Raw genomic sequence first — 24,049 nt, 5'->3', positions numbered from 1 at the left:
CATCGTCGTCCTTGATGATGCTTTTTGTGGTTATTTTTTTTTCTTTTGACAAAAACTATATCTATATTGCAAAAGGAGAAAACACATATGAATTTTACAAATAAAAATAGAGAGAAAATGATCGAACAGTTAAAGTCAGAGGAATTTGATGTCCTTGTTATTGGTGGGGGAATTACGGGAGCAGGTATTGCTTTGGATGCTACCACCCGCGGGATGAAAATCGGGCTTGTCGAAATGCAGGATTTTGCAGCAGGAACGTCTAGCCGTTCTACAAAGCTTGTACATGGTGGGCTTCGCTACCTCAAACAATTTGAAGTAAAGATCGTTGCTGAAACGGGAAGAGAAAGGGCGATTGTCTACGAAAATGGACCACATGTAACAACCCCTGAATGGATGCTCCTTCCCTTTCATAAGGGTGGCAGTTTTGGAAAATTTACGACCTCGATTGGATTAAGTGTATATGACACGTTGGCCGGCGTTAAGAGAAATGAAAGAAGAACGATGCTTTCACCTGAAGAAACATTAAAGAGAGAGCCGCTTGTTAAGAAGGAAAACCTAAAGGGTGGCGGTGTATATGTTGAATACCGTACAGATGATGCTCGTCTCACGATTGAGGTGATGAAAGCAGCCGTAGAAAAGGGTGCCGTTGCTCTCAATTATTCGAAGGTCGATGAATTAATTTATGACAATGGTAAAATTGTAGGGGTTCAAGTAGTTGACCAATTGACTGGAGAAAGATACGAAGTACGTGCCAAAAAGATTGTCAATGCCACTGGTCCTTGGGTTGATCGGATTCGGGAAAAGGATCATTCAAAATCAGGTAAAGTATTAAGGCTAACGAAAGGCGTCCATGTGGTCATCGATCAATCGAGATTCCCATTAAGGCAGGCTGTATATTTCGACACGCCAGACGGCCGCATGGTCTTCGCTATTCCGAGAGAGGGAAAAGCGTATGTGGGAACGACAGACACATTTTTTGATGAGGATGCAGCCACTCCGAAAATGGGCTCAGCTGATCGAGATTACCTTATTAAAGCAATCAATTACATGTTCCCAGATATGAACATAACAAAGGATGATATTGAATCCAGTTGGGCAGGGGTACGTCCATTAATTTGGGAAGAAGGAAAGGACCCATCAGAAATATCCCGTAAGGATGAAATTTGGGAATCCCAATCAGGCTTGATCACCATTGCTGGTGGTAAATTAACCGGCTATCGGAAAATGGCCGAAACCATTACAGATTTACTTGCGAAAAAATTGAAGGCAGAATACAACTTAAATCTCAAGGATTGTCAAACAAGACATCTGCCAATTTCTGGTGGAGATGTCGGTGGTGCTGAAAAATTTGACCAGTTCGTTAATGACCAAACAAAAGCTGGTCAAGGCAAAGGGCTAACAAAAGAGGAAGCAGCTCAACTGGCTTTAAGATACGGATCAAATGTTCAACATGTATTTGATATCGCAGAAAAAGGTGCAGAGACTGCTAAGGAATATCAATTACCGATTACCCTTTATGCGAAGCTTCAATATGCATTAGAGCATGAAATGGTAGCTACCCCGATCGATTTCTTAAATCGACGTACAGGAGCGATTCTATTCGATATTTCTGCGGTGAAGACGCATAAGGAACAAGTCATAAAGTATATGAGTGATTATTTTTCTTGGAGTAACGAAACAAAAGACCAGTATACACAGGAGCTTGAAGCAGCCATTCTAGATGCAACAATTCCTTTTGACGAACAAAACTAGTTTTTATTGAAAGTAAGGTATCGGTCTTTCATGAGACCAGAATACCTTACTTTTTTCAAAAGTAAATTGACAAATATCTAGGGTGTGTTATAATAATATTTTGGTTCATTTGAAGTTATTTTTTGGTGATGAATAAGTTAATGATCATTTTATTTGTTTTAAAGAAGTACAAATCCTCCATATCTCCTTCTTTTCTACACTTCCGATCTATTTTTCCAAAAAACCTTTTTACGTAAATCCTAATTCTAAGTGGCGCGGTCTAGGAACCGTATTGATGAAAGAGAGGTAGGGCTTTCATTGTGTTAGGTCGATAGCAAGAAAATCTTTGATTTCAAATGTATCTTCAGGAGACAACAGCTAAATTTGTTGTCTTCTTTTATTTGGGAAAAGCTACAAATATGGCATTTAATATATGTTTTAAAAGCGAACATTCTATCGCAATTTCTTTGAATTATATGTGTTTTTTGCTATAATATTAATGAAATTCCAAAAAAATCGTAGTGACTGACGACAAAGGTGGAAAGAACCACAAGGGAGCTGCGTCTATGTATAGCCGGTCGTCTGGGCAAATTAAAAAGAGAACCATTCAGGAGGGAAATGCATGGGCAAAACGCAGATTTTAGATGGTAATGTCGTTTCGGAAGCTGTGAAGGAGGAATTAAAGCCAAGAATCGAAGCTCTTAAGGAAAAGGGAACCGTACCTTGCTTGGCAACGATCCTAGTTGGAGAAGATCCATCCTCCGCTACATATGTAAAAATGAAAGGGAATGCGTGCGAGCGTCTAGGAATCCAATCAAAGAGAATTCATCTTGCAGAAGACACCACAACGGAACAGCTGCTGAAGGTTATCGAAGAGCTAAATAAGGACACCGCTGTTCACGGGATTCTACTCCAGCATCCTGTACCGAAGCAAATTGATGAGAGAAAAGCATTTGAAGCAATTGCAATTGAGAAGGATGTTGACGGGGTGACAAGCTGGGGTTACGGGCAAACCGCATTAGGCTTTGGAATTTACCCTTCATGTACGCCAGCTGCCATTATGCAAATCATGAACTTCTATGGGATCCAAGCAGAAGGAAAGCATGCCGTTGTCATTGGAAGAAGCCCGATATTAGGGAAACCTGTTTCAGCCCTTTTATTAAATGCCAATGCGACCGTCACAACCTGTCATTCTTATACAAAAAACCTTCCGGAAATCGTTGCCCAGGCTGATATTCTTGTTGCTGCAGTCGGAAAACCTGAGTTTATTAAAGGAGAATGGTTGAAAGAGGGGGCGGTTGTCCTTGATGCTGGCTACAATCCTGGGAATATTGGGGATGTCGAGTATGAATCTTGCTTCAAAAAGGCTTCTGCCATCACACCTGTACCTGGCGGAGTTGGACCTGTGACCATTTCTATGCTGTTAAAGCATACGGTTGATGCAGCTGAAAGAGGATAATCCTGTTTTTTTCTACAAAAAATTTAAAAAATAATGATTGAAAAAAATAATTTAAGGCAAACTATAAATGTGATACATTGGGTATCATTAAACGCTTTTGAAATTCTAGGAGGATTATGAATGGCAACTGGTAAAGTAAAATGGTTCAACGCAGAAAAAGGTTTTGGTTTTATCGAGGTTGAAGGCGGAGATGATGTATTTGTTCATTACTCGGCCATCGGAGGCGAAGGGTTCAAGACCCTAGAAGAAGGTCAAGAGGTTACTTTCGATATTGAAGAAGGTCAACGCGGGCCGCAGGCTGTTAATGTCACAAAGTCATAACAGTATAATATGATGGAGTCCCCAAAATTAGAGGGACTCCTTTTATATGAGCAAAAATAATGAAGTGATCTCCTCTTATTCCTCTATATGTTCTTTACAGTAGTTCTCGATCAGCTGAACTTCATCATCTTCTAGCTCGAAATCAAGAACCTTTTCTGTTTTATTCTCCATAATGTGGTAGTGAGAAATATGAGGTCCGCTTTCATCCACAGCGAACAAAACTCTTATTTTAAGCCCATTTTCTGAAAAAAGCTCATCCTCCTCAGGAACCTCAATTTGTAGGAAAAACTCATACCGGCTTCCAGATAATATGCCAAATGGATCCTCTATTTTTTCAACAGAATGATTGATAATTTCCATATTGTCCATCCTTTCATTCAATAGAACTTCTCCTATTTTAACCTACATGCTTCTAAAATAATAGCTTGTAGGCTTCAAATCCGAAGTATAGACCAAATCCTATTAATGACAAAGATGATATGAGGGTGATGACAGTCAGAAACTTTGTTGTCAATAATCTTCTCGCTCCACTTGCAACAAATGCCATTGTGAAATCCCAAAGGACAAGCCCGACAATAATGGCGCTGCTGTATACAAATAGCTGCTCTGAATCATAGAGCGAAGCTGTCTTAGCTAGGACAGAGCCGTATATTCCTAACCAAAAGAGGATGGTCAATGGATTTGAGATAGACATCAGAAATCCTGTTAGAAAGGATTTGGATAATGACTCTCTCTCCCTTAAATTGGAAAGCTGGAATTTTCCTAAGCCTTGTAGGCTTTCTATCCCAGTGTAAATTAAAACAAAAAAGCCGAATAACCACAAAAAGGCCTTAATAATTGGAATTTCAATAAACTGCGCAAACCCCAAGAACACAGCAAGCATGTAAATAATATCCGCTGAAACAGAGCCGAGTCCCAATATCCAGGCGTTTAGAAATCCGTGTTTGATCCCCCGATCCATCTGTGCTGCATTTACTGGACCGATTGGAGCAGCAAGCGATAATCCTAAAAAAATATAGCTAAAATAAATCCCCATAGAATACCTCCTGAAATAGTGGTAAGGAGTATGACACTTGTACACATTCTATTCAGGAGATTTTGCTTGTACGACAAGAATTCTAATGAAGCTAGCTATTCTTTTGTCTTTCTTATGAGGGGAGATGCAGACTTAGCTATACATTTTGAAAAAATTATGTTATTCTTATATTAGGTATTGCATAATGAAAGAAATTCACTTATTATAAAAAGTTATCCTTTTTTACTTTTTATAGTTTGTGACTTTTTTTATTATGTCAGGTGCTGGAAGATAATGAATATATAACTATTGGGAGTGAGAGGGAATGGGTTTTGGTAGGAGGAATCAAGAGGAAGTAGTTACGGAGGAGACAAAGATTTGGGTTTGTAAAGCAGATAATTGCAACTGTTGGATTCGTGACAACTTTAAGAGCAGTCCCAACCCAACATGCCCTATTTGCCATGGCGAGATGGAAGAAACTACGCGAGTGCTTGAGGTAATTAATAATCCAAGTAATCATTTTTAATATCTTTCTTCTTAACACTATTTGAATGAATAGTGTTTTTTTTTTGAACAAAACCGTTTATTTCTTAATGTTCTCAGATAAGGCATCCTCTATTTATGGTAAATAAAATCAGAAGTGGAGGTACATAAAATGTTTGTTTTTTTATCAATCTATACGAGAGAGAAGGATAATCTCTCACTAATGCTCTTGATTGTGAAAAGGAACAATAAAAAGCAGGGGGAATAGATAAATGAAAAAAAGATTATTTCTAACTGCGTTATCAGCGACATTGTCACTAGGGTTCTTAGGAGCATGTGGAACAGGGAATAATAATCTGAACGATGATGACGGGGTGAACTTTCGACCTGTGCGATATGATCGTCCAGATAATAACGATCTGTTAGATAATAACCGCGGTAACTTTAACGACGGCGTTAATCCGGTCCGATATGATCGAGACAATGACAGGGGCCTATTTAACAATAGAAATAACCGCAACAATAATGACCTCTTCGACGATGATTTTAACACGGATATCATTGATAACAATCGTGGAGCGAATGGCATTGCCCCAGGGACAAATGGTCGTGATGGGACGATGAGAAACGGAACAGGCGGTCAGCGATAAAGGACGAAAAGGCAGGGAGCAAACATCATTGCTCCCTCTTTTAATGAGAATTCCGATTCTTTTTTATTGTAAAACATTTATAACAGTACTATAATTCAAAATATAGCCAATAATATTATCATAATCGTCTTTGTATTTCTTGAATGTTTTCTAAAATTCACATTTCATTCAAATAAATGTTACATTTTTGTGAATGAAATATAGATCGTTAAAAAACTAGGGAGGAGAAAAGCTTGATTCGAACAACAATTGCAGGCATTGGTGGATTTGTTCTTATCTTTATTGAATCGTATATTGTTATGCTCTTGAAGGGATACAGTACAATTGATTTTGGCGGGATGGCCCCTTTTATTAGTGTGTGGGCAATGAATTTCTTCTTCTTATTCTCTATTTTTACGCATATTAAAGAGTGGCATAATAATAGAGAAGTGACCCAAGAAAAATCATCAATATAAATATTACTACATGTTGAAAACACCGAATTTTTTATTTGGTGTTTTTTTATTTTTTAGCGGTCAATAAGCATTTCCTAGTGCTCGGACTAATACTATAAATAGGGGGAGAATTCCACTAATAAGAGGGGGGAAGAGATGAATGAGAGCAGCTCAAATTATTGAACAAAGAAAACCTTTAAAGATTGGAAATGTTCCAGATCCAACTCCAGGTCCACATGATGTGATTGTTAAGGTTGAAGCGAGTGGCATTTGTAGAAGTGATTGGCATGCATGGATGGGAGACTGGGAATGGCTGGGATTAAGTCCTGTATTGCCTATTATTCCTGGGCATGAAATGGGTGGGGTCGTAGAAGCTGTAGGTGCAGAGGTGAAGAATTTCCGTCCAGGTGATCGGGTAACAACGCCGTTCCATGAAGGCTGTTCCCATTGTTCAAATTGTCAGAGCGGGCATTCCAATCGCTGTGATAATCTGCAAATCTATGGCTTTGCTTATGACGGAGCCTATGCTGAATATGTAAAAATTCCTAACGGTGATTTCAATCTTGTCAAACTTCCTGACGAAGTAGATTTCGTAACTGCTGCAGCGATTGGATGTCGGTATATGACCGGTTATCATGGTGTGGTCCGAGCCAATTTGCAGCCCGGCGATTGGCTCGTTGTCCATGGAACAGGGGGAGTTGGCCTGTCATCAATACAGGTCGGCAATGCAGTTGGAGCTCAAGTAATTGCAGTTGATGTGGATGATGCTAAGCTTGAAATGGCGCGAAAAGAAGGAGCTGTTGCGACGATTAATGCTCGTAACGAAAACGTCGTTGAGGCGGTCAAGCAGATTACAAAGGGTGGAGCCCATGCATCAATTGAGGCACTTGGAATTCAAGAAACAATTTTAAACTCAGTTCTTTCCTTACGTAAAGGTGGACGTCATGTCCAGATCGGTTTAACAACCCATAATGAGGCAGGGATCGTCGGTCTTCCGATTGATGCAGTAACGGCCCAGGAGTTAGAAATTGTAGGGAGCCTTGGCAACCCAAGAACAGAATACGATGGCCTTTTAGCATTAATCGCTCAAGGGAAACTTAACCCAAGATCCCTTGTATCGAAAGAGGTTTCATTGGATGATGTCAATGATGTATTAAATGACATGACTAATTTTAGAACATATGGATTTAATGTCATCACAAAATTCAAATAAGCTTTTGCTATTTTTCCTTTCAGGAAAATGAAAAGAGAAAGAGATGTGTCCCTCTTTCTCTTTTCGTGTTTATACGAAGATGAAGTAGGCTAGGAATAACAGGCAAAGGATGTACATAATTGGATGGATCTCTTTATGACGCTTCTGAGCGACTAATGCCAGCGGATAAAGAATAAAGCCAAGGGCGATTCCGGTTGCTACGCTTGCCGTAAGTGGCATCATGATGATCGTAACAAAGGATGGAACAACTACCTCCAAGCGTGTCCAATTAATTTTCCCCATTTCCATCGCCATCAAAGCACCAACGATAATGATGGCTGGGGCCGTCACTTCCGGAATAATCACGGAAAGTATCGGGGAGAAAAAGAGCGAAAGGGCAAAACAAATGGATATCACAATAGACGTGAAGCCCGTTCGACCACCAACAGCAACTCCTGCACTTGACTCAACCATAGAAGCAGTAGTGGAAGTTCCTAATACAGCTCCAACTACACCTGACGTAGAGTCAGCTAATAATGCCCGACCAGCGTTTGGAATTTGATTATTTTTCAATAGTCCTGCTTGACTTGCAACGGCAATAAGTGCTCCAGCAGTGTCAAAAAATGCCACAAATAGAAAAATAAAAATGACTGCCAATACATTGGGGGAGAAGATTTCATCAAGATGTGAGAAAACTACTCCAAATGTCGGCTCAAGGCTAGGAATTGTTCCAACGACAGCGTTTGGGATATCAATTAGACCGAAGATCATGCCAATGATTGTTGTAATGACCATTCCGATAAAAATACCTGCATGAACCCCCATTGTCATCAGAATAAAAGATAGAACAAATCCTAACACGGCGAGACCTGTTAAAGGGGAGGTCAAGTCTCCGATCCCAACAGCGGTGTCAGGATTGGAAACGATAATTCCAGCATTTTTCAAGCCGATAAAGGCAACGAAAAATCCAATACCTGCTGCGATTGCATGCTTAAGATCCTCAGGGATGACATTAATAATTTTCTCACGAATTTTCATAAGACTGAGAATCACGAAAATAATGCTAGCTATAAAGACACCAGTTAAGGCTACCTGCCACTGGATTCCCATACCCATACATACGGAAAAGGTGAAAAAGGAATTTAACCCCATGCTTGGTGCAATCCCAACTGGATAATTGGCTAAGAGGCCAATCAATAATGATCCAACTATAGCGGAAAGAGCGGTAGCGGTAAAGACGGCTCCCTTATCCATTCCTGATTGACTGAGAATCATTGGATTTACCACTAAAATATAGGCCATAGAAAGAAACGTAGTGAGTCCTGCTAATGTTTCTTTTTTGTATGAAGTATTTCTTTCTTTAAACTGAAAAAATTTCTCCATGCGTAAATTCCTCCTGTTAATATAATGTCCTGAAACGAAAAAAAACTTTGACTAAACGTCAAAGTCTACAGAAGGAATAGGAAAGCATCGCATTTTCTAAACCTCGTAGACAAGCTATTTAAGGTAGCTGGTAGAGACGTTCAAGCCATATTCTTGAACTTATACAAGGATATTATATGAATATATTATTTAAAATCGTAACAAGTTCAATAAAAGACGTCAATACGATCAGAAATAGTCAGTAGATTTAGTTTTTTTCTATAGAATGAAAAACTGCCAATTTTTCACAAGCCCAATCAAAGGCTTGTCTTGTTGCATAAAATGCGTTGAAAAGACAAGGAGGGCTGTAAATGGAAAAGGGCAGGCTCGTATCCATTTTTGTAACAACTTTGTTTGTTATTTTCATATCCATCTTTTCTGTTTCATTCTTACAATCCAAACAAATCGAAACAGAGCCGAATAAGGTGTCTGCTAGTGAGAACGGGAATGAAAAAAGTGACGTAAGCGGAAAAAATGGAGATAGTGCTGTTACAAACAACGTGCAAAATAATATCAATGGAGACAATACAGATGTCAAAAATTCGATAAACAACAATGTAAAGAACGGCGACAACAGTAATGTCGATAATCATATTAACAATAACATTGAAGTGAATGTAGATGTAAATGTGTCGAACCAAATCGACAATAATATTGAGGGAAAAGAATCAAGCGGTAGTAAGGATAAGCCAAAAGAGGATTCAAAAAATAACACAGATGGTAAGAATGAAGACTCCTTAAACGATGATGAAGTCGTTTGGGGAGTTGACTCTGCTAGCCTTACAACTTCGGAAATGATTTCCTGTGTAAGAGAAAACTTTGGGACTCCAAAGGTGTGGGGAAGATATCTTGGGGACAAGGAAGGTGTTTCAGTAGGACTGACAAAGGATGAGGTTAATCTACTCCACTCGAACGAGATTAAAATTCTCGTCATTTGGAACCATTTTACAGATGCAACAGGGTATGAAAACGGAAAGAAAGAGGCTCAGGAGGCAATTAAGAAAGCAAAAGAGTTAGGAATTCCTGAAGGAGTGTCTATTTTTGCCGACATTGAGCCAAGCTATCCAGTAGATTCCGAGTTTATTAGGGGCTGGTCCGAGACGATGGCCACTTCAAGCTATGAGTCAGGGCTATACGGGGTCTTTGATGCAAAGCGAAATCTATATAAAGCCTTTGAGGAAGCAGCTGCAAAAGATAAGAATATTCTCGAAAACACTTATATTTGGACTGCGGCACCAAATGTTGGAATCACTTCAGAAGCCAATGCACCACAATATCAGCCGGAAGCACCAAAGAATTCCCTCGTGACTGGCTGGCAATATGGAATTGATGCGAAAGCATGTAACATCGATACAAATCTATTCAAAGGAAAAATAATGGATGTTTTATGGTAGGCAGGTGGATGGAAATCCATCTTTTTTGTTTCTTAATTATTAGGATAGAAACCATTCAATAATAAGAAAATACAGATAGGACATCATCGATAACTAGAGGGAGATTTGGATGAATGAAAGCATTTATTCTGTCTATTTGGAATTGGCTTGATCCCTTTTATTATTCCTGTTCACGCCTTACTTATGTTACATCATCAGGTGATAACATTTTCCGAATTCGACTCACCAAATATAAAGGGAGAGCAATCACTCTTTCGGATGGAACAATGATACAAAAGAATGATACTTTAGTTAAGATTCATCTTCATAATGTACGCTTGTTAATGGAGCTGATGAATATCGAGAGTGAGCTTAGGAAGGCAAAAATGATCTATCGACATGTTCAAAACTCCCTGCCAGGTGTGGAACATTTCATTCAGGAGCATTTTTCTGCCTCGAATGTCAAAGGAATTGTTGGAATTACTTCACTGAATAAAGGCTGCGAGCGTCTCGGGTTTGAAATTGTGGATATTCTCAATCCCTTTTATCGATGGTTCAAAATTTTTGCTTTTCTACCGATCGGGGTCCTTTCCCATAGAGGAGCTAATATCTTAAGAATCGTAAAGGTAACAAGGCCGACTTATTTATTTATGTCGAAAAGTAAGCTCATTCAGATGTATAGAGGAACTAGACAAAATAATAGGTACCATGACGGTGTGTAGAACCAGTTTTCTACTGCCAAGGCTATTACATAATAAATCCTTCTTGGCTAATAATAAATTGGACCTGACGTTTGGAGGGATTTAGTAATGGAGATACCTGCACGGGCAGCGGATTTTGGGGGAACAAAGGACAAAGAGAATAAGGATAAATTATCTTGGTGGCAGCTGTCTCTAATTGGGGTTGGCTGTATTATTGGGACAGGCTATTTTCTTGGTTCTGGCCTAGGGATAAAGATGACAGGCCCTTCCATCCTAATCTCGTTTCTTCTTGCATGGCTTGGGACGTATATCGTTTCAGATGCCTTGATGAAAATGGCTGAAAGAGACCCGCAGCAGGGAGCTTTCCGGTCCTATGCAAAGAAAGCATATGGGGACTGGGCAGGCTTTAGCAGTGGCTGGGTATACTGGTTTTCTGAAATGTTAATCACAGGAAGTCAGTTAACAGCTTTGTCGATCCTCTCAAGGTTTTGGTTTCCCGATGTTCCGTTATGGATATTTGCAGTGGGCTATGCGATTCTTGGAGTCATTGTTGTTATTATTGGAACAAAAGGCTTTGAACGTGCCCAAAATATATTTGCCGTCATTAAGATAGCGGCTATTTTGATGTTTATTATTTTGGCTGTAGCTGTTCTCTTTGGATTATTTGGAGGAAGCAGCAAGGATTTCACCATTCCGAATACAATGGATAAGTTCTTCCCAAAAGGAATGATGGGCTTATGGTCTTCACTTATATATGGTTTCTATGCATTCGGTGGGATTGAAATCATGGGGATCATGGCACCTCGTTTAAGAAATAGAGAAGATACGCAAAAATCAGGGGCCATCATGCTGATGATGTTGGTTATCGTTTATCTTATTTCCTTAACCTTTGCTACTGGATTGGTTTCAGTCGATCAATTTAGTTCGGATGAAAGCCCTTTTAAGAGTGCTCTCGAACGTTATAAAATTGGGTTTTTTCCGCATGTTTTTAATGGAGGCATTATTATCGCAGGTTTCTCCACCATGACTGCATCATTGTTTGCTGTGACGAGCATGCTTGTCACATTATCCAAGGATGGAGATGCACCGAGGTTTTTTTCGCGACAAGGGAAATGGAAAGTACCTCCCTTTGCATTGGGACTAACGATTTGTGGGCTTGTTACTTCCATTATCCTATCATTTGCCATGCCAGACAGTGTGTATGAGTATATCACGACTGCTGCAGGATTAATGCTTTTATATAACTGGCTCTTTATCCTTATCTCTTTTCCGAGACTTATAGAAGCAACTGGATTTGATCATGTAAAACGATTTACTGGGATGGCGTTGATTTTGGTTGCTATAAGCGGGACATTGACCCATGGATCAAGTAGACCGGGTTTTTTTATCAGTATTTTATTTGTAGTCCTTGTCCTTGTTGTCCTTTTCTTCATGCATCTTAAGAAGAAAAGAAAACATAAAAATGAGAGCACTAATTAGTCAAAACGATAGGAGTGAAAGTTATGACCGTTTTCGTTTATCAAACCTTTGAGGTAAAACAGGAGAAGTTCAAGGAAGCGATTGAGAATGCGAAGAAAATTAAGATATACCGGAATGACCATTATCCCCACCAAGTGGAGCTTTTAAATCCGATCTCTGGACAGGACTATACATATGCCCTATTGGCAACCTATGAAGGTCTTGCTGAAATGGAGCTGCAAAACAAGAAAATGTTTGAAGATGAGGAATATCTAAAATTAATCGGGGAGTTCTTTTTAGAAAATGTTGTTCAAGGCAGCATGCATACCCAGATCTTCCGTGCGATGGACGATTTAATCGCTGACAAGGAAAAGGAGGATGACAAAGAGAAGTAGCACTGTTTTGATTGACAGATAAGAATATTTACCATATTCTAAAAATAGCAGCAAAAATGACTGAATAATAAAGTGAGTGGTTGACCTATGGCTTTAATGAGAAAGCATCGTAGTATATGTTTAGCTCAGTGGCGATTTGATACGAGGGCTATACTACCGAAATCAAAAAATTGATTTCAGTAGTATAGCCCTCTTTTTTATTCTCACTTTACTATATTAAAGGATTACAAGGGAAGCAGGTGGACAGATGGTTGAGTTAACAGGAAATACCTTAACGTTAGAAGAGATGAGGGAGATTTTATTTTCAAGAAAAAAAGTTTCCGTCTCAGAGGAGAGCTGGAAGAGAGTTGAGGAGAGTCGCAAGGCCGTCGAACAAATTGTTCAAGAAAACCAAATCGTATATGGGATTACGACTGGATTTGGTAAATTCAGTGATGTATTAATCGACCCAGAAAATGTGGAGGAGCTGCAGCTTAATTTAATCCATTCCCATGCATGTGGGGTTGGGGAGCCCTTTCCAGAATTGGTGTCAAGAGCGATGCTTGTTTTACGAGCGAATGCTTTATTAAAGGGCTTTTCCGGGGTTAGAAGAATTGTAATTGAGAGATTGCTAGAGTTTGTAAATAAGGGCATTCATCCAGTTGTCCCTAGTCAAGGCTCACTTGGAGCGAGTGGGGACTTAGCCCCTTTATCCCATTTGGTGCTTCCGCTTCTCGGGGAAGGCGAGGTTTTTTACGAGGGTCATAGAGTAAACGCCTTGGAAGCGATGACGAAGGAAGGAATTTTTCCGATTACGTTAACCGCGAAAGAGGGTCTCGCTTTAATCAATGGAACGCAAGCAATGACAGCGATGGGAGTCCTTGGGCTGATTGAAGCGGAAAACCTTGCATATCAATCAGAAGCCATTGCAGCTATGACGATAGAGGGGCTGAATGGAATCATCGACGCATTTGACGAAGATGTCCATATCGTCCGTGGCTACCCTGAACAGATTGCGGTTGCAAAGAGAATTCGCGAACTTTTAAAAGGAAGCAAGCTTACCACAAGACAAGGTGAAGTAAGGGTACAGGACGCTTATTCCTTAAGGTGCATCCCGCAGGTCCACGGAGCTACATGGCAAGTCTTAAATTATGTAAAAGAAAAGCTTGAAATTGAAATGAATGCTGCAACAGATAATCCACTTATTTTTGATGGTGGAAAAAAGATCATTTCAGGCGGAAACTTCCACGGGCAACCGATCGCACTAGCAATGGATTTTCTCGGTATTGCCATAGCCGAGCTGGCGAATATTTCTGAAAGAAGAATTGAGCGTCTTGTTAATCCACAGCTGAATGACCTGCCACCATTCTTAAGCGCGGAGCCAGGCCTTCAATCAGGGGCCATGATTATGCAATATTGCGCTGCCTCGCTTGTTTCAGAAAACAAAACATTGGCTCATCCAGCAAGCGTGGACTCCATACCGTCCTCTGCCAATCAGGAGGATCATGTCAGTATGGGAACGATTGGTTCAAGACATGCCTATCAAATCATTACAAATACAAGACGTGTCTTGGCAATTGAGCTGATTTGTGCGATGCAGGCAGCGGATATTCGTGGAAAGGGAAAAATGGCACCAATCACGAAGGGAATTCTTGAGGAAGCAAGAAAACAAATTCCTTTTATTGAAAAAGACCGGGTCTTTGCAAAGGATATGGCTGTTGCGGAAAAATGGCTAAAGGATGAATTCTCCCTAGACATGAAAAAAAAGTGAGTTTTGAGGTCGAATGCTGACGGAATCACGATTATTTTGGAAATAGGAGGAAAAAGAGATGAATCAGATCAAGAATAGAGTTGTCCGATATCGTGGAACAGAGCTAAACACAAAGGGGTGGCAGCAGGAAGCCGTCCTTAGAATGCTAATGAATAATTTGGATCCAGATGTTGCTGAGAGGCCCGAGGATTTAGTCGTCTATGGAGGAATCGGAAAAGCTGCACGAAATTGGGAATCCTTTGATAAAATAGTGGACTCATTGAAAAAGCTTGAAAATGATGAAACACTCCTGATCCAATCGGGAAAACCAGTAGCGATCTTTAGGACACATACAAATGCACCAAGAGTACTGATTGCTAATTCCAATATTGTCCCAGCCTATGCTAACTGGGAAACCTTCCATGAACTAGACAAAAAAGGCTTGATGATGTACGGGCAAATGACAGCGGGCAGCTGGATCTACATCGGTTCACAGGGAATTGTTCAGGGTACCTATGAAACCTTTGCGGAGCTTGCAAAACAGCATTTTAATGGGACTTTAAAGCATACGATTACCGTTACCGCCGGACTTGGTGGGATGGGCGGTGCTCAACCTCTAGCTGTTACGATGAATGGTGGCGTCTGCATCGCCATCGAAGTAGATGAAACAAGAATCGATCGGCGAATTGAAACAAGATATACAGATGTGAAGGCAAAATCACTGGATGAAGCATTACACATTGCAAAGGACGCAAAAATGGAAGGCAGAGCCTTGTCGATTGGGTTATTAGGAAATGCCGCTGAAATTTTACCAGAAATGCTTAAAAGAGGCTTCATTCCTGATGTGCTAACAGACCAAACCTCAGCCCATGACCCGTTAAATGGCTATATCCCTTTACAGATGACACTTACGGAGGCTGCTCATTTAAGAGAAAAGAATCCTGAAGAATATGTCAAACGGTCGAAAGCATCAATGGCGACCCATGTATCGGCGATGCTTGAAATGATGGAAAAAGGGGCCATTACCTTTGACTATGGGAACAATATCCGTCAAGTAGCAAAGGATGAAGGTGTCGAAAATGCCTTTAGTTTTCCTGGATTTGTCCCAGCCTATATTCGTCCACAATTTTGTGAGGGAAAAGGCCCGTTTCGCTGGGCAGCACTTTCTGGGGATCCAGAGGATATCTATAAAACAGATGAGGCCATTTTACGTGAGTTTGCCGATAATGAGCATCTATGTAACTGGATTCGGATGGCACAGCAGAAAATCCAATTCCAAGGCCTTCCATCCCGTATTTGCTGGCTAGGCTACGGAGAGCGTGCTCGCTTTGGTAAGATTCTCAATGACATGGTCGCTAGTGGGGAGCTAAAGGCACCAATCGTGATCGGTCGCGATCATCTCGATTCCGGCTCTGTTGCTTCGCCAAACCGGGAAACAGAAGCGATGCTCGATGGCTCTGATGTCGTGTCAGATTGGCCGATTCTCAATGCAATGCTGAACGCCGTTGGTGGCGCAACCTGGGTATCTGTGCATCATGGTGGTGGTGTTGGCATGGGTTATTCTCAGCATGCAGGTGTAGTGATTGTTGCCGATGGCACAAAGGAAGCTGCGGAAAGAATCGAACGAGTATTAACGACTGATCCTGGAATGGGAGTTGTGAGACATGCCGATGCTGGCTATGAATTAGCGAAGAAAACAGCAAGAGAAAAAGGCATCAAAATGCCGATGCTTGACAAGGAGAGTGCTGAAGAATGACAAGGCCTCTTTGGATCAAACACGCATCCCAGCTCGCAACCCTTTTATCAACGCAAAAGGGACCACGCACGAAGGAAGCGATGTCAGAGCTGGGTATAATTGAAGATGGAAGCCTGTGGATCGAGGATGGGATTGTGAAGGCTGTTGGAACGACGGAGGAGCTTGAAAAGCAATTTTCTGGGCGAATTCCCGAAGCTGAAATCTATGATGCATCGGGCTATCTAGTGACACCCGGATTAGTTGATCCCCATACCCATGTCGTTTATGGAGGGAGCAGAGAGCGGGAATTTGAAATGCGCCTGGAAGGTGCTACCTATATGGAGATCATGAATGCTGGCGGTGGGATTCATGCGACGGCTCAGATGACCCGTGAAGCAACGGAGGAAGAGCTCATTCGTCAAACAACGAAACGGCTGGATTCCTTTTTAGAGCATGGAGTGACAACAGTAGAAGGAAAAAGCGGCTATGGGATGGATCTGGAGACGGAAATAAAGCAACTGAGAGTGATGAAAAAGCTACGGGAGCAGCATCCGATTGACCTTGTTCCGACCTTTATGGGTGCCCATGCTGTCCCTTCTGAATACAAGGGTCGCGAGGACGAGTTTGTTGAATATATAATTGATGAGATGTTACCTATTGTTGCAAGGGAAAAGCTAGCAGAATTTAATGATGTTTTTTGTGAAAAAGGGGTCTATACCCCTGAACAATCAGAGAGAATTCTTGAAGCAGGGAAGAGATATGGCCTAACCCCAAAGATCCATGCAGATGAAATCGAGCCTTATGGTGGAGCGGAACTAGCAGCAAAGGTTGGTGCAATTTCTGCGGAGCATTTGTTAAAGGCTTCTGATGAAGGGGTGAAAATGATGGCGGAGGCGGGTGTCATTGCGTGCCTGCTGCCAGCAACGGCCCTTTACTTACGAGAGGAAGCAGCTAAAGGCAGAAAAATGATTGATGCCGGCGTTCCAGTCGCCATTTCTACGGATTGCAATCCTGGTTCCTCTCCAACCACCTCGATGCCATTAGTGATGAATTTGGCCTGCATTTCGATGAGGCTCACTCCTGCAGAAGCCTTAACGGCTGCAACCTATAATGCAGCCTGTGCGATTCAGCGTGTAGACAAGGTAGGGTCTCTGGAGGTTGGAAAACAAGCGGATATCGTTCTATGGGATGTGAAGGATTATCGGGAGCTTCAATATTTATTTGGTGTTAATCATGTGAAAGCCGTCTGGAAAAAAGGTGTTCAGGTGGTGAATAAGGGTGACTGAAAGCTGGTTAAGGACTCCCGAATGGTCGTGGAACCGGATGTCAAGTGGCTGTGAATTTGTCCATCAGTGGGTAAAGCCCCTCAAGGAAGGTGTCAGCCATCCAGATGTGATTATCTATGGAGCGCCTATTTCCCGTTCATCCATAAGTGTTTCAGGTGCGTCCCTTTATCCAGATGAGTTCAGGAAAATGTGGAAGAAATTTGCTACCTATAATTTAGAAGAAGATGTGGATTTATCAACTCTCAAGGTAATTGATGCTGGTGACGTAGTGATGCATACGACAGACATTCTTCTATCCCATCAGCATATAGAAGAAGCAACCTCCTTTCTTGTGGGGGAATACCCAGGATCCACTACATGCATGATCGGGGGAGATCATTCGGTGACAGCATGTGCGGTGAGGGGGATTAAGAAGGAATTCCCAAATGAAAGGATTGGCATTCTTCAGCTTGACACCCATCTTGATGTAAGGGATCCGAAGGAATTGGGACCTGCCAATGGGACACCCATCCGTCAGCTCATTGATGGAGATGTCGTGCAAGGGAAGCACGTCGTGAATATTGGCCTGCATGGTTATTATAATGGGAAGTCGCTCATTGATTATGCCAAGGAAAAAGAGATTCAAATGGTGCCTTTGAAAAAAGCCAGAAAGCAAGGAATCATTGAGACGGCTCAGTCTTCCTTGCAATACTTAGCAGAGAATGTAGATCGAATCTATGTAACGGTGGATATGGATGTGTTGGATATTTCCGCTGCACCTGGAGTTCCAGCTTCCACGACAGGGGGATTGATGCCAAACGAGCTATTTGAAGTATTACTCGAGATTGGGAAGCATCCTCTAGTAAAACATATTGATTTTGTCTGTTTGGACCCGAGTAGGGACTCCTTGGTGGAAGAAACGGTCAAGATTGGGGTTCATGCATGGCTGCAATTTATGACTGGACGTACGTTCAGAGGCTGATATTGATTTCAAACTTTGTTGCTATTTTGGATATAATAAAAAAGGCTTGGGATTCCCCAAGCCTTTCGTCATTCATTATTTTCCAATAAACATTTGTGTCCAGTAATTTCCATTCGCCACATATCCAACGCCAATATGTGTGTAAGAGCTGTTAAGAATATTTGCACGGTGTCCTTCACTGTTCATCCAAGCGTTCACAACCTCTTCAGGTGTTTTTTGTCCCTTGGCAATGTTTTCACCAGCAGAGCGATAAGTGATGCCAAATTGCTTCATCATATCGAAAGGTGAGCCGTAGGTTGGACTTGTATGGCTGAAGTAGCCTTTATTCAGCATATCTTGGGATTTTGTTCTGGCAACCTTACTTAGCTCAGTATCTAATTTGAGAGCTGGCAGACCTTGTTTTGCGCGCTCTTGATTGGTTAAATCGACTACTTTTTGTTCGTATGCACTAACCGCAGATGTGGTCGTTGTTTGCTTAGGTTGTGTGCTTGTTGTTGGCTTCTGCTCGGGTTGAACTGGAGCAGGCTTAGTTGCTGGTTTATGAACAGTATTATTTTGAGTTGTTCCAGTTGTCTTTTGTGGTACAGTTGTTTGGTTAGTTGTGTTCCAATTGATTTGGAAGTCCTTCATATATTTTTGTAGCAAACTATTAATTTGATCTGCATTACTACATTGATAGACATTAACTTGTTTTTCGACCTTCGGATTTAATGTAGCTGCATCTGCATTTAGTGAACCAGCAGATGTAAACAGTAGTGCTGCAGTTGCTGCAACAGGAAAGATTAATTTCTTTTTCATTGGTTGTTCCTCCTCAGAAAAGTCTTTGTTTTTTCTTGCCTCCCAAATAGTAACATGGCTTTTTTGTAATATTTTTGGAAGACCCTTCCATCAGGATTGCAAAAAATTTCGTAGAGGATTCTATTGCGGATTTGCGAATCAAGTTAACCCTATTAAATAATAGGTTTGTACAAAATCTGTTCTGTATTTTATCCGAAAGAATAAAATGGTTAATATTTGCATTAACGCCTAAAATTACAATGAATAATGGGTTGACAAGAACATGAACACTCTACTTTTTTTACGAACATAACGAACATATAACTAGTTTTTCGAAAAATGTCATGGTATATGAGTTTTTGCAATTTCTTCGTATTATTTGGCGAGTAAACTATTTTTACCACCTATATTCCTTTAGAAAAAATAAATAATAAGAAAGTAAAAATTCTTTTAGGAGGAATGTGGTGTGTCTCAAAAAATCGCGAAAGTCGTGTTCATTTCAGCTTTTTTGATGGGAGTTACTGCTTGTGGTGTAGCGAATGACAATAAAAATGTTGCGTTTGATCGAACAAACGATACAAACCAGACGTTAGATGACAATCGGGGGACAGTTGGTCAAAATCGTACGACAGATGTAAATATGCGTAGGGTAACTAATAAAACAGGAATGGACATAAAACGACGAGCTCGGCAGGTGGATCCAAACATTTCTGCTGACTTTACATCCATGTCCAGTGAGAATTATCCACACACAAAAGCTGTTCTTGTTCGAGATGCCCAATATGCATATACAAAAATCGGTCCGAACGAAATCAATGATTTTCAAGATCAATTTGGACAGCAATTTGGTGAACTAACACCGCAGCTTGGTGAGCAGGCACTGCCACCGACAGCACAGCAACCGCAAGGACAAATGCCATATCAGGGACAAAATAATCGTCTCCAGCTGCCACAGGCTCAGCCACAGACACCAGTACCAAATAATAATCAAAAGCCAGTACAGCAGCAGCCTAAGCAACCAGCTAATAAACAGGGAACCACCAATAGTGGCGCAAATATAAGTCGATTCGCTCAGCAGGTCATTACGTTGACAAATCAGGAGAGAGCCAAACAAGGACTACCAGCATTAACCGCAGACGCTAAGCTTAGCTCGGTAGCGCAAAAGAAAGCTGAAGATATGCAGGCAAAACACTATTTTTCCCATACTAGCCCAACCTATGGTTCTCCATTCGACATGATGAGAGATTTCGGCGTAACTTATAAATCAGCAGGAGAAAATATCGCTCAAGGACAAAGAACTCCTCAAGAAGTTGTCCAAGCTTGGATGAATAGTGAAGGTCATAGGAAAAATATCATGAGCAGGGATTTTACACATATTGGTGTGGGATTCGAGCAAGCTGGAAATCACTGGTCGCAAATGTTTATTGGAAAATAGCTTAACAGGGAGTGCGCTCCCTGTTATTTTTCGTACGGTTTGAATATTGCCGATATGATCATGTTCCAGATAGTCAAAACTAAAAAAGCCGTTCCACTTGGAACGGAGAAAAAGAGACGGTACTTTAGTAGGAAACCAATCCATATATAGTGAAAACGATGTTGTTCACATCAATATGTTGATTCAAATTTTACCATATTAGCAATATTAAATCAAATCCGGTACATTTGACTTATTTTTCGTCGAGTTCAGAGATGTCAACAACTGTTCTTTCCTCTAACGGTCCTCTTAAGTGGACAGTGGCTGTTCGGCCATCTTCATTCAATTTATCAATCCAAACGGAGGCACCGTTATATTGAACTTCAATATCTGCTGAAGAAGATAGTATTTGTTTTAAACGTTTTTGATCCACCAATTTCACCCCAATTATTTAGTCGTATTATTTTGTGATGTTAGGTGAATTTTATGCAAGGTTAATTGGAGGAGATAGTGCATGCTGTTCATCATTTTCCACGAAAAATAAAAAGGAGTATACTATAAGAATACTGTGCATCTGAGGTAAGTTAATTTCGGATGATGATTTTTATAAGAAACGAGGAATACCATGATTGTTAAGACAGAAGAGGAACTTCAAGCTTTAATGGAAATCGGGAAAATATGCGGAACCATCCGTGATGAGTTGGTGAAGATGACAAAACCAGGGATCACTACGAAAGAACTTGATGATTTTGCTGGAAAGCTTTTTGAAAAATATGGTGCCATTTCCGGACCAAAAGGAGAATACGATTTCCCAGGATACACCTGTATTAGTGTGAACGAGGAGGTGGCCCATGGGATTCCTGGTAGTCGTGTCATTCAGGAGGGGGACCTTGTAAATATTGATGTATCTGGCTCGAAGAATGGAGTCTTTGCGGATACCGGCTTGTCATTTGTCGTCGGGAATGGAGATCCTAAGTTATTTCAAATATGCGAGGTTGCGAAAAAGGCTTTTGATGCAGGATTAACAAAAATCAAGCCAGGTACCCGGATTAATGCCATCGGAAAAGTGGTCTATCAAACTGCACGGGCCAATGGATTAACAGTGATCAAAAACCTAACTGGACACGGAATCGGGCATTCTCTGCATGAAGCACCAGAATATGTTTATAATTATTATGAAAGCTCTGATAGGAGTCAATTAAAGGAAGGAATGGTTATTGCTTTTGAGCCATTTATTTCAACAGGCGCTGAAGAAATTATTGAAGCCGGTGATGGCTGGACGTTTACGACTGAAGAGAAAAGCTATGTTGCCCAAATAGAGCATACACTTGTCGTGACAAAAGATGGACCGATCATCATTACAAATTTGTAAAGCAGCGATTTGACCGATGATATATGCAATAAAAAAATTAGTGGAGAAAATAGTTCGTTTTTCTCCACTATTTTTTTTTATCCACCTATCTATACCAATTCCGATTAAAGTCCAGTTCCAGTACTTGTCCAAATTTATTGGCAAAGTCGATAAAATAGGCGCCCTTTGCCGTTAATATGCCGTTGTCGAACACAAGTGGGGCATCAACATAGTCTTTTTCATTAAAGAAGCCCAAGAATTCGCGAGCCTGCTTCGAAATGCCGGTTGTATAAAAACGATCCTTTAAAATCCCCGCTTTTGCAAGCATAAACGGTGCGCTTGAAATCGCACCAATGACCGCGTCTTGCTCATGAATTTTTCTAATAAAACGAAATAATGGCTCCTGGTCAATGAGGTGTTGAAAGTCGTCCACGCCAGGAAGGATGAGGCTTTGGAGCATTTCGATATTCACCTGATCTATCGTTGTCTCTGGTATGCATGTTAGCCCAGCTTCACCTTTGACCGTATTTTCATTTAGTCCAATGAAAATTTTCGGATGGTTTGCCTGAGTTAAGACGGATATAATAACGGACAACTCATATTCACTAAATCTTGGATATAGTAGGATTCCTGTTGTCAAGGGCCACACCTCCATTTTGATAGCTTTTTCTAAACATAGTTCTACATTTTTTTATTAAACCCTCTTATTTTCATACATAACTAGGGCATAAATTTCATAGGTAGTTGATATATTTTATGAGTATCGTTTGAAAGGAGAGGGAAGTTTGGCAACCTATGAGGAAACAGCTAGGTTTGAACACAGTTTTTGGCTTCAAATACTTGGGGATCATGCTCGATTTATCCATGATTCGTTAAGCCCTTCAGAGCAGCAGGCCATCCAAGAGGCCCAACAGTTTATCACCGTCTTTGAACAATTATTAAGTCAAGTAGGAATTGCGGAACCCATTGCATTAAGCAAGCAGGCGGTAGAAGAGGTAGGACGGTTAAGAGAATATAAGCTGAGGATAATTGAACAACAGCTTGCTGGAAAGATCACGCTCCATCTTACTCCTTCTTTCATCAACCATATGGTAAATGAGCTAGAGGAATATCAACTATTACTGGGATTCTTGACAAGAGGGGAAGTACCACCTGTCTATCATGAACTCCATCATCATTTAATTTGGCTTTTAGACGGGGCAGGGCATGCCGGAGCGATTTCTGATAATATGGACCGTGTGGAAAAGGAAATAAGAAGGAAAAGCAATGAATTCATGAAGGATTTTGAAGACTTTTACTTAAAAGCAGTAGAAATGACTGGATTCCTTCGTACGAACCTTTCGACATTTCCAGCGCTTAAGAAATTCAAAGATGATGTTCAGTTAACGATGAAGCTATTTATGGGCTTTCTCTCAGAAATTGAAGGGCTGAGTCTTAGTAAGGAAGCATTGGGTTCTTTTGCACCGTTAATGGCCGACCACATGATGCGGGAGGAACGCTATTATTTAATCAAACTATCCCAATCAGCTGAATTTCTCGAATAAAAAGTGGAAATAAAAATGCGGTCTGATGGATATGGACCGCATTCTCGTGTTTATCCTAATTGCTTAATAAATTCTCTCATGAATCCAGCTAAATCAGGCCATGCATGTCCTGAAACTAAGTTCCCTTCTACATGTAGATGTTCTTCAATATATGTAGCCCCTGTTGCTTCAACATCTGGCTTGCATGCGATATATGCGGTCAATTCTCTGCCCTTTAAATACTGGCTGACCGTAGTCAAAATGAGGCTCGCATGACAAATGGCAGCAACCGGTTTATTTGTCTCAAAGAAGTGAGCAACAATCTTTGGAACATGCTCGTTTAGGCGAATATATTCTGGTGCTCTTCCCCCAGGGATAATCAAACCATCATACTCTTCAGGATTCACTTCTTCAAATGCAAGGTTGGATTCAATCAAGTAACCCTTACTTTCCGTATACGTGTCCCAGCCAATAAAATCGTGAACAACCGTTTGCAGCTGCTTCTTTGATGGAGCAGCAATCTGAACATCGTATCCTTCCTCGAGGCAGCGGAAATACGGATAATAAATTTCCAATGCTTCAACCGCATCGCCAGCTAAAATGAGTACTTTTTTTGACATACTATCTCCTCCTCCTGCG

25 protein-coding genes and 2 riboswitches are annotated in these 24,049 nt (G+C 40.9%); of the genes, 18 read left to right on the top strand and 7 right to left on the bottom strand.

The genetic code is table 11. From position 1 onward, the window contains the following. Nucleotides 1-87 precede the first annotated feature (87 nt). The 3 genes from J2S07_RS06650 (at nucleotide 88) to J2S07_RS06640 (ending at nucleotide 3,511) form a co-directional block, all read left to right on the top strand. On the top strand, nucleotides 88-1,752 hold the full coding sequence (locus J2S07_RS06650) for a glycerol-3-phosphate dehydrogenase/oxidase (RefSeq protein ID WP_307149633.1): 1,665 nt from the start codon (nucleotides 88-90) through the stop codon (nucleotides 1,750-1,752). A 490-nt stretch (nucleotides 1,753-2,242) separates the two neighbouring features. Continuing rightward, nucleotides 2,243-2,326, top strand: a riboswitch (ZMP/ZTP riboswitch). Nucleotides 2,327-2,353: 27 nt separating this feature from the next. Beyond that, complete coding sequence (locus J2S07_RS06645; RefSeq protein WP_307149632.1) at nucleotides 2,354-3,190, top strand: bifunctional 5,10-methylenetetrahydrofolate dehydrogenase/5,10-methenyltetrahydrofolate cyclohydrolase; 837 nt, start codon at nucleotides 2,354-2,356, stop codon at nucleotides 3,188-3,190. A gap of 120 nt (nucleotides 3,191-3,310) precedes the next feature. Beyond that, nucleotides 3,311-3,511, top strand: coding sequence for a cold-shock protein (locus tag J2S07_RS06640; RefSeq protein WP_307149631.1), 201 nt, complete (start codon nucleotides 3,311-3,313; stop codon nucleotides 3,509-3,511). A 75-nt stretch (nucleotides 3,512-3,586) separates the two neighbouring features. On the opposite strand, the gene J2S07_RS06635 is transcribed toward J2S07_RS06640, so the two are convergent. Continuing rightward, nucleotides 3,587-3,892: a DUF6509 family protein gene (locus tag J2S07_RS06635; protein ID WP_307149630.1), complete on the bottom strand. Its 306-nt coding sequence runs from the start codon at nucleotides 3,890-3,892 to the stop codon at nucleotides 3,587-3,589. 31 nt (nucleotides 3,893-3,923) lie between these two features. Next, nucleotides 3,924-4,547, bottom strand: a complete 624-nt coding sequence (locus tag J2S07_RS06630; RefSeq protein ID WP_307149629.1) for a LysE family transporter — start codon at nucleotides 4,545-4,547, stop codon at nucleotides 3,924-3,926. A 304-nt stretch (nucleotides 4,548-4,851) separates the two neighbouring features. Here J2S07_RS06630 and J2S07_RS06625 point away from each other — a divergent pair, with 304 nt between their 5' ends. The 4 genes from J2S07_RS06625 (at nucleotide 4,852) to J2S07_RS06610 (ending at nucleotide 7,306) form a co-directional block, all read left to right on the top strand. After that, the gene (locus J2S07_RS06625) at nucleotides 4,852-5,052 is read left to right on the top strand and encodes a cold-shock protein (protein ID WP_307149628.1); all 201 of its coding nucleotides are present in this window, start codon (nucleotides 4,852-4,854) and stop codon (nucleotides 5,050-5,052) included. Between the two features lie 229 nt (nucleotides 5,053-5,281). Then, nucleotides 5,282-5,659, top strand: coding sequence for a hypothetical protein (locus tag J2S07_RS06620; RefSeq protein ID WP_307149627.1), 378 nt, complete (start codon nucleotides 5,282-5,284; stop codon nucleotides 5,657-5,659). A gap of 233 nt (nucleotides 5,660-5,892) precedes the next feature. Further along, nucleotides 5,893-6,114 (top strand): hypothetical protein, encoded by a 222-nt coding sequence (locus tag J2S07_RS06615; protein WP_307149626.1) that lies wholly within the window; start codon nucleotides 5,893-5,895, stop codon nucleotides 6,112-6,114. A 139-nt stretch (nucleotides 6,115-6,253) separates the two neighbouring features. Beyond that, complete coding sequence (locus tag J2S07_RS06610) at nucleotides 6,254-7,306, top strand: zinc-dependent alcohol dehydrogenase family protein (RefSeq protein ID WP_307149625.1); 1,053 nt, start codon at nucleotides 6,254-6,256, stop codon at nucleotides 7,304-7,306. 69 nt (nucleotides 7,307-7,375) lie between these two features. Here the strand turns inward: J2S07_RS06610 and J2S07_RS06605 are convergent, their stop codons facing one another. After that, the gene (locus J2S07_RS06605) at nucleotides 7,376-8,668 is read right to left on the bottom strand and encodes an NCS2 family permease (RefSeq protein ID WP_307149624.1); all 1,293 of its coding nucleotides are present in this window, start codon (nucleotides 8,666-8,668) and stop codon (nucleotides 7,376-7,378) included. Nucleotides 8,669-8,754: 86 nt separating this feature from the next. Next, nucleotides 8,755-8,855, bottom strand: a riboswitch (purine riboswitch). A 163-nt stretch (nucleotides 8,856-9,018) separates the two neighbouring features. Between J2S07_RS06605 and J2S07_RS06600 the strand changes: the two genes are divergently transcribed. The 8 genes from J2S07_RS06600 (at nucleotide 9,019) to J2S07_RS06565 (ending at nucleotide 18,345) form a co-directional block, all read left to right on the top strand. Beyond that, nucleotides 9,019-10,101, top strand: coding sequence for a glycoside hydrolase domain-containing protein (locus tag J2S07_RS06600; RefSeq protein WP_307149623.1), 1,083 nt, complete (start codon nucleotides 9,019-9,021; stop codon nucleotides 10,099-10,101). A gap of 113 nt (nucleotides 10,102-10,214) precedes the next feature. After that, on the top strand, nucleotides 10,215-10,802 hold the full coding sequence (locus tag J2S07_RS06595; RefSeq protein WP_307149622.1) for a YkoP family protein: 588 nt from the start codon (nucleotides 10,215-10,217) through the stop codon (nucleotides 10,800-10,802). Between the two features lie 87 nt (nucleotides 10,803-10,889). Further along, nucleotides 10,890-12,260: an amino acid permease gene (locus J2S07_RS06590; protein WP_307149621.1), complete on the top strand. Its 1,371-nt coding sequence runs from the start codon at nucleotides 10,890-10,892 to the stop codon at nucleotides 12,258-12,260. Between the two features lie 23 nt (nucleotides 12,261-12,283). After that, entirely contained in the window at nucleotides 12,284-12,634 is a 351-nt protein-coding gene (locus J2S07_RS06585; RefSeq protein ID WP_307149620.1) for a hypothetical protein, read from the top strand. A 247-nt stretch (nucleotides 12,635-12,881) separates the two neighbouring features. Further along, nucleotides 12,882-14,384, top strand: a complete 1,503-nt coding sequence (hutH, locus tag J2S07_RS06580) for a histidine ammonia-lyase (protein ID WP_307149619.1) — start codon at nucleotides 12,882-12,884, stop codon at nucleotides 14,382-14,384. A 58-nt stretch (nucleotides 14,385-14,442) separates the two neighbouring features. Further along, nucleotides 14,443-16,119, top strand: a complete 1,677-nt coding sequence (gene hutU, locus J2S07_RS06575) for a urocanate hydratase (RefSeq protein WP_307149618.1) — start codon at nucleotides 14,443-14,445, stop codon at nucleotides 16,117-16,119. Next, entirely contained in the window at nucleotides 16,116-17,384 is a 1,269-nt protein-coding gene (gene hutI / locus J2S07_RS06570) for an imidazolonepropionase (protein WP_307149617.1), read from the top strand. Before hutU ends, hutI begins: the two co-directional genes overlap by 4 nt. Further along, nucleotides 17,377-18,345 carry an agmatinase family protein gene (locus tag J2S07_RS06565; RefSeq protein ID WP_307149616.1) on the top strand — a complete coding sequence of 323 codons (969 nt, stop codon included), beginning with the start codon at nucleotides 17,377-17,379 and terminating at the stop codon, nucleotides 18,343-18,345. Before hutI ends, J2S07_RS06565 begins: the two co-directional genes overlap by 8 nt. A 75-nt stretch (nucleotides 18,346-18,420) precedes the next feature. Here the strand turns inward: J2S07_RS06565 and J2S07_RS06560 are convergent, their stop codons facing one another. Continuing rightward, nucleotides 18,421-19,143: a CAP domain-containing protein gene (locus J2S07_RS06560; RefSeq protein ID WP_307149615.1), complete on the bottom strand. Its 723-nt coding sequence runs from the start codon at nucleotides 19,141-19,143 to the stop codon at nucleotides 18,421-18,423. A gap of 445 nt (nucleotides 19,144-19,588) precedes the next feature. On the opposite strand from J2S07_RS06560, the gene J2S07_RS06555 reads away from it, so the two are divergent. Continuing rightward, nucleotides 19,589-20,557: a CAP domain-containing protein gene (locus tag J2S07_RS06555; protein WP_307149614.1), complete on the top strand. Its 969-nt coding sequence runs from the start codon at nucleotides 19,589-19,591 to the stop codon at nucleotides 20,555-20,557. A 232-nt stretch (nucleotides 20,558-20,789) separates the two neighbouring features. On the opposite strand, the gene J2S07_RS06550 is transcribed toward J2S07_RS06555, so the two are convergent. Then, nucleotides 20,790-20,969 (bottom strand): H-type small acid-soluble spore protein, encoded by a 180-nt coding sequence (locus tag J2S07_RS06550; RefSeq protein WP_307149613.1) that lies wholly within the window; start codon nucleotides 20,967-20,969, stop codon nucleotides 20,790-20,792. 192 nt (nucleotides 20,970-21,161) lie between these two features. Between J2S07_RS06550 and map the strand changes: the two genes are divergently transcribed. Further along, a complete protein-coding gene (gene map, locus J2S07_RS06545; RefSeq protein WP_307149612.1) occupies nucleotides 21,162-21,908 on the top strand; it encodes a type I methionyl aminopeptidase in 747 nt (248 codons plus the stop codon). An 85-nt stretch (nucleotides 21,909-21,993) separates the two neighbouring features. On the opposite strand, the gene J2S07_RS06540 is transcribed toward map, so the two are convergent. Next, nucleotides 21,994-22,536, bottom strand: coding sequence for a DJ-1/PfpI family protein (locus J2S07_RS06540; RefSeq protein ID WP_307149818.1), 543 nt, complete (start codon nucleotides 22,534-22,536; stop codon nucleotides 21,994-21,996). A gap of 136 nt (nucleotides 22,537-22,672) precedes the next feature. On the opposite strand from J2S07_RS06540, the gene J2S07_RS06535 reads away from it, so the two are divergent. After that, nucleotides 22,673-23,431: a DUF2935 domain-containing protein gene (locus tag J2S07_RS06535; protein ID WP_307149611.1), complete on the top strand. Its 759-nt coding sequence runs from the start codon at nucleotides 22,673-22,675 to the stop codon at nucleotides 23,429-23,431. Between the two features lie 50 nt (nucleotides 23,432-23,481). Here J2S07_RS06535 and J2S07_RS06530 read toward each other — a convergent pair whose 3' ends face one another. Further along, complete coding sequence (locus J2S07_RS06530; RefSeq protein ID WP_307149610.1) at nucleotides 23,482-24,030, bottom strand: DJ-1/PfpI family protein; 549 nt, start codon at nucleotides 24,028-24,030, stop codon at nucleotides 23,482-23,484. Nucleotides 24,031-24,049 lie beyond the last annotated feature (19 nt).

The organism is Anoxybacillus andreesenii, assembly GCF_030813005.1.
GTDB classification, from domain to species: domain Bacteria; phylum Bacillota; class Bacilli; order Bacillales; family Cytobacillaceae; genus Robertmurraya; species Robertmurraya andreesenii.
This window is presented reverse-complemented; position numbering and strand designations above follow the sequence as displayed.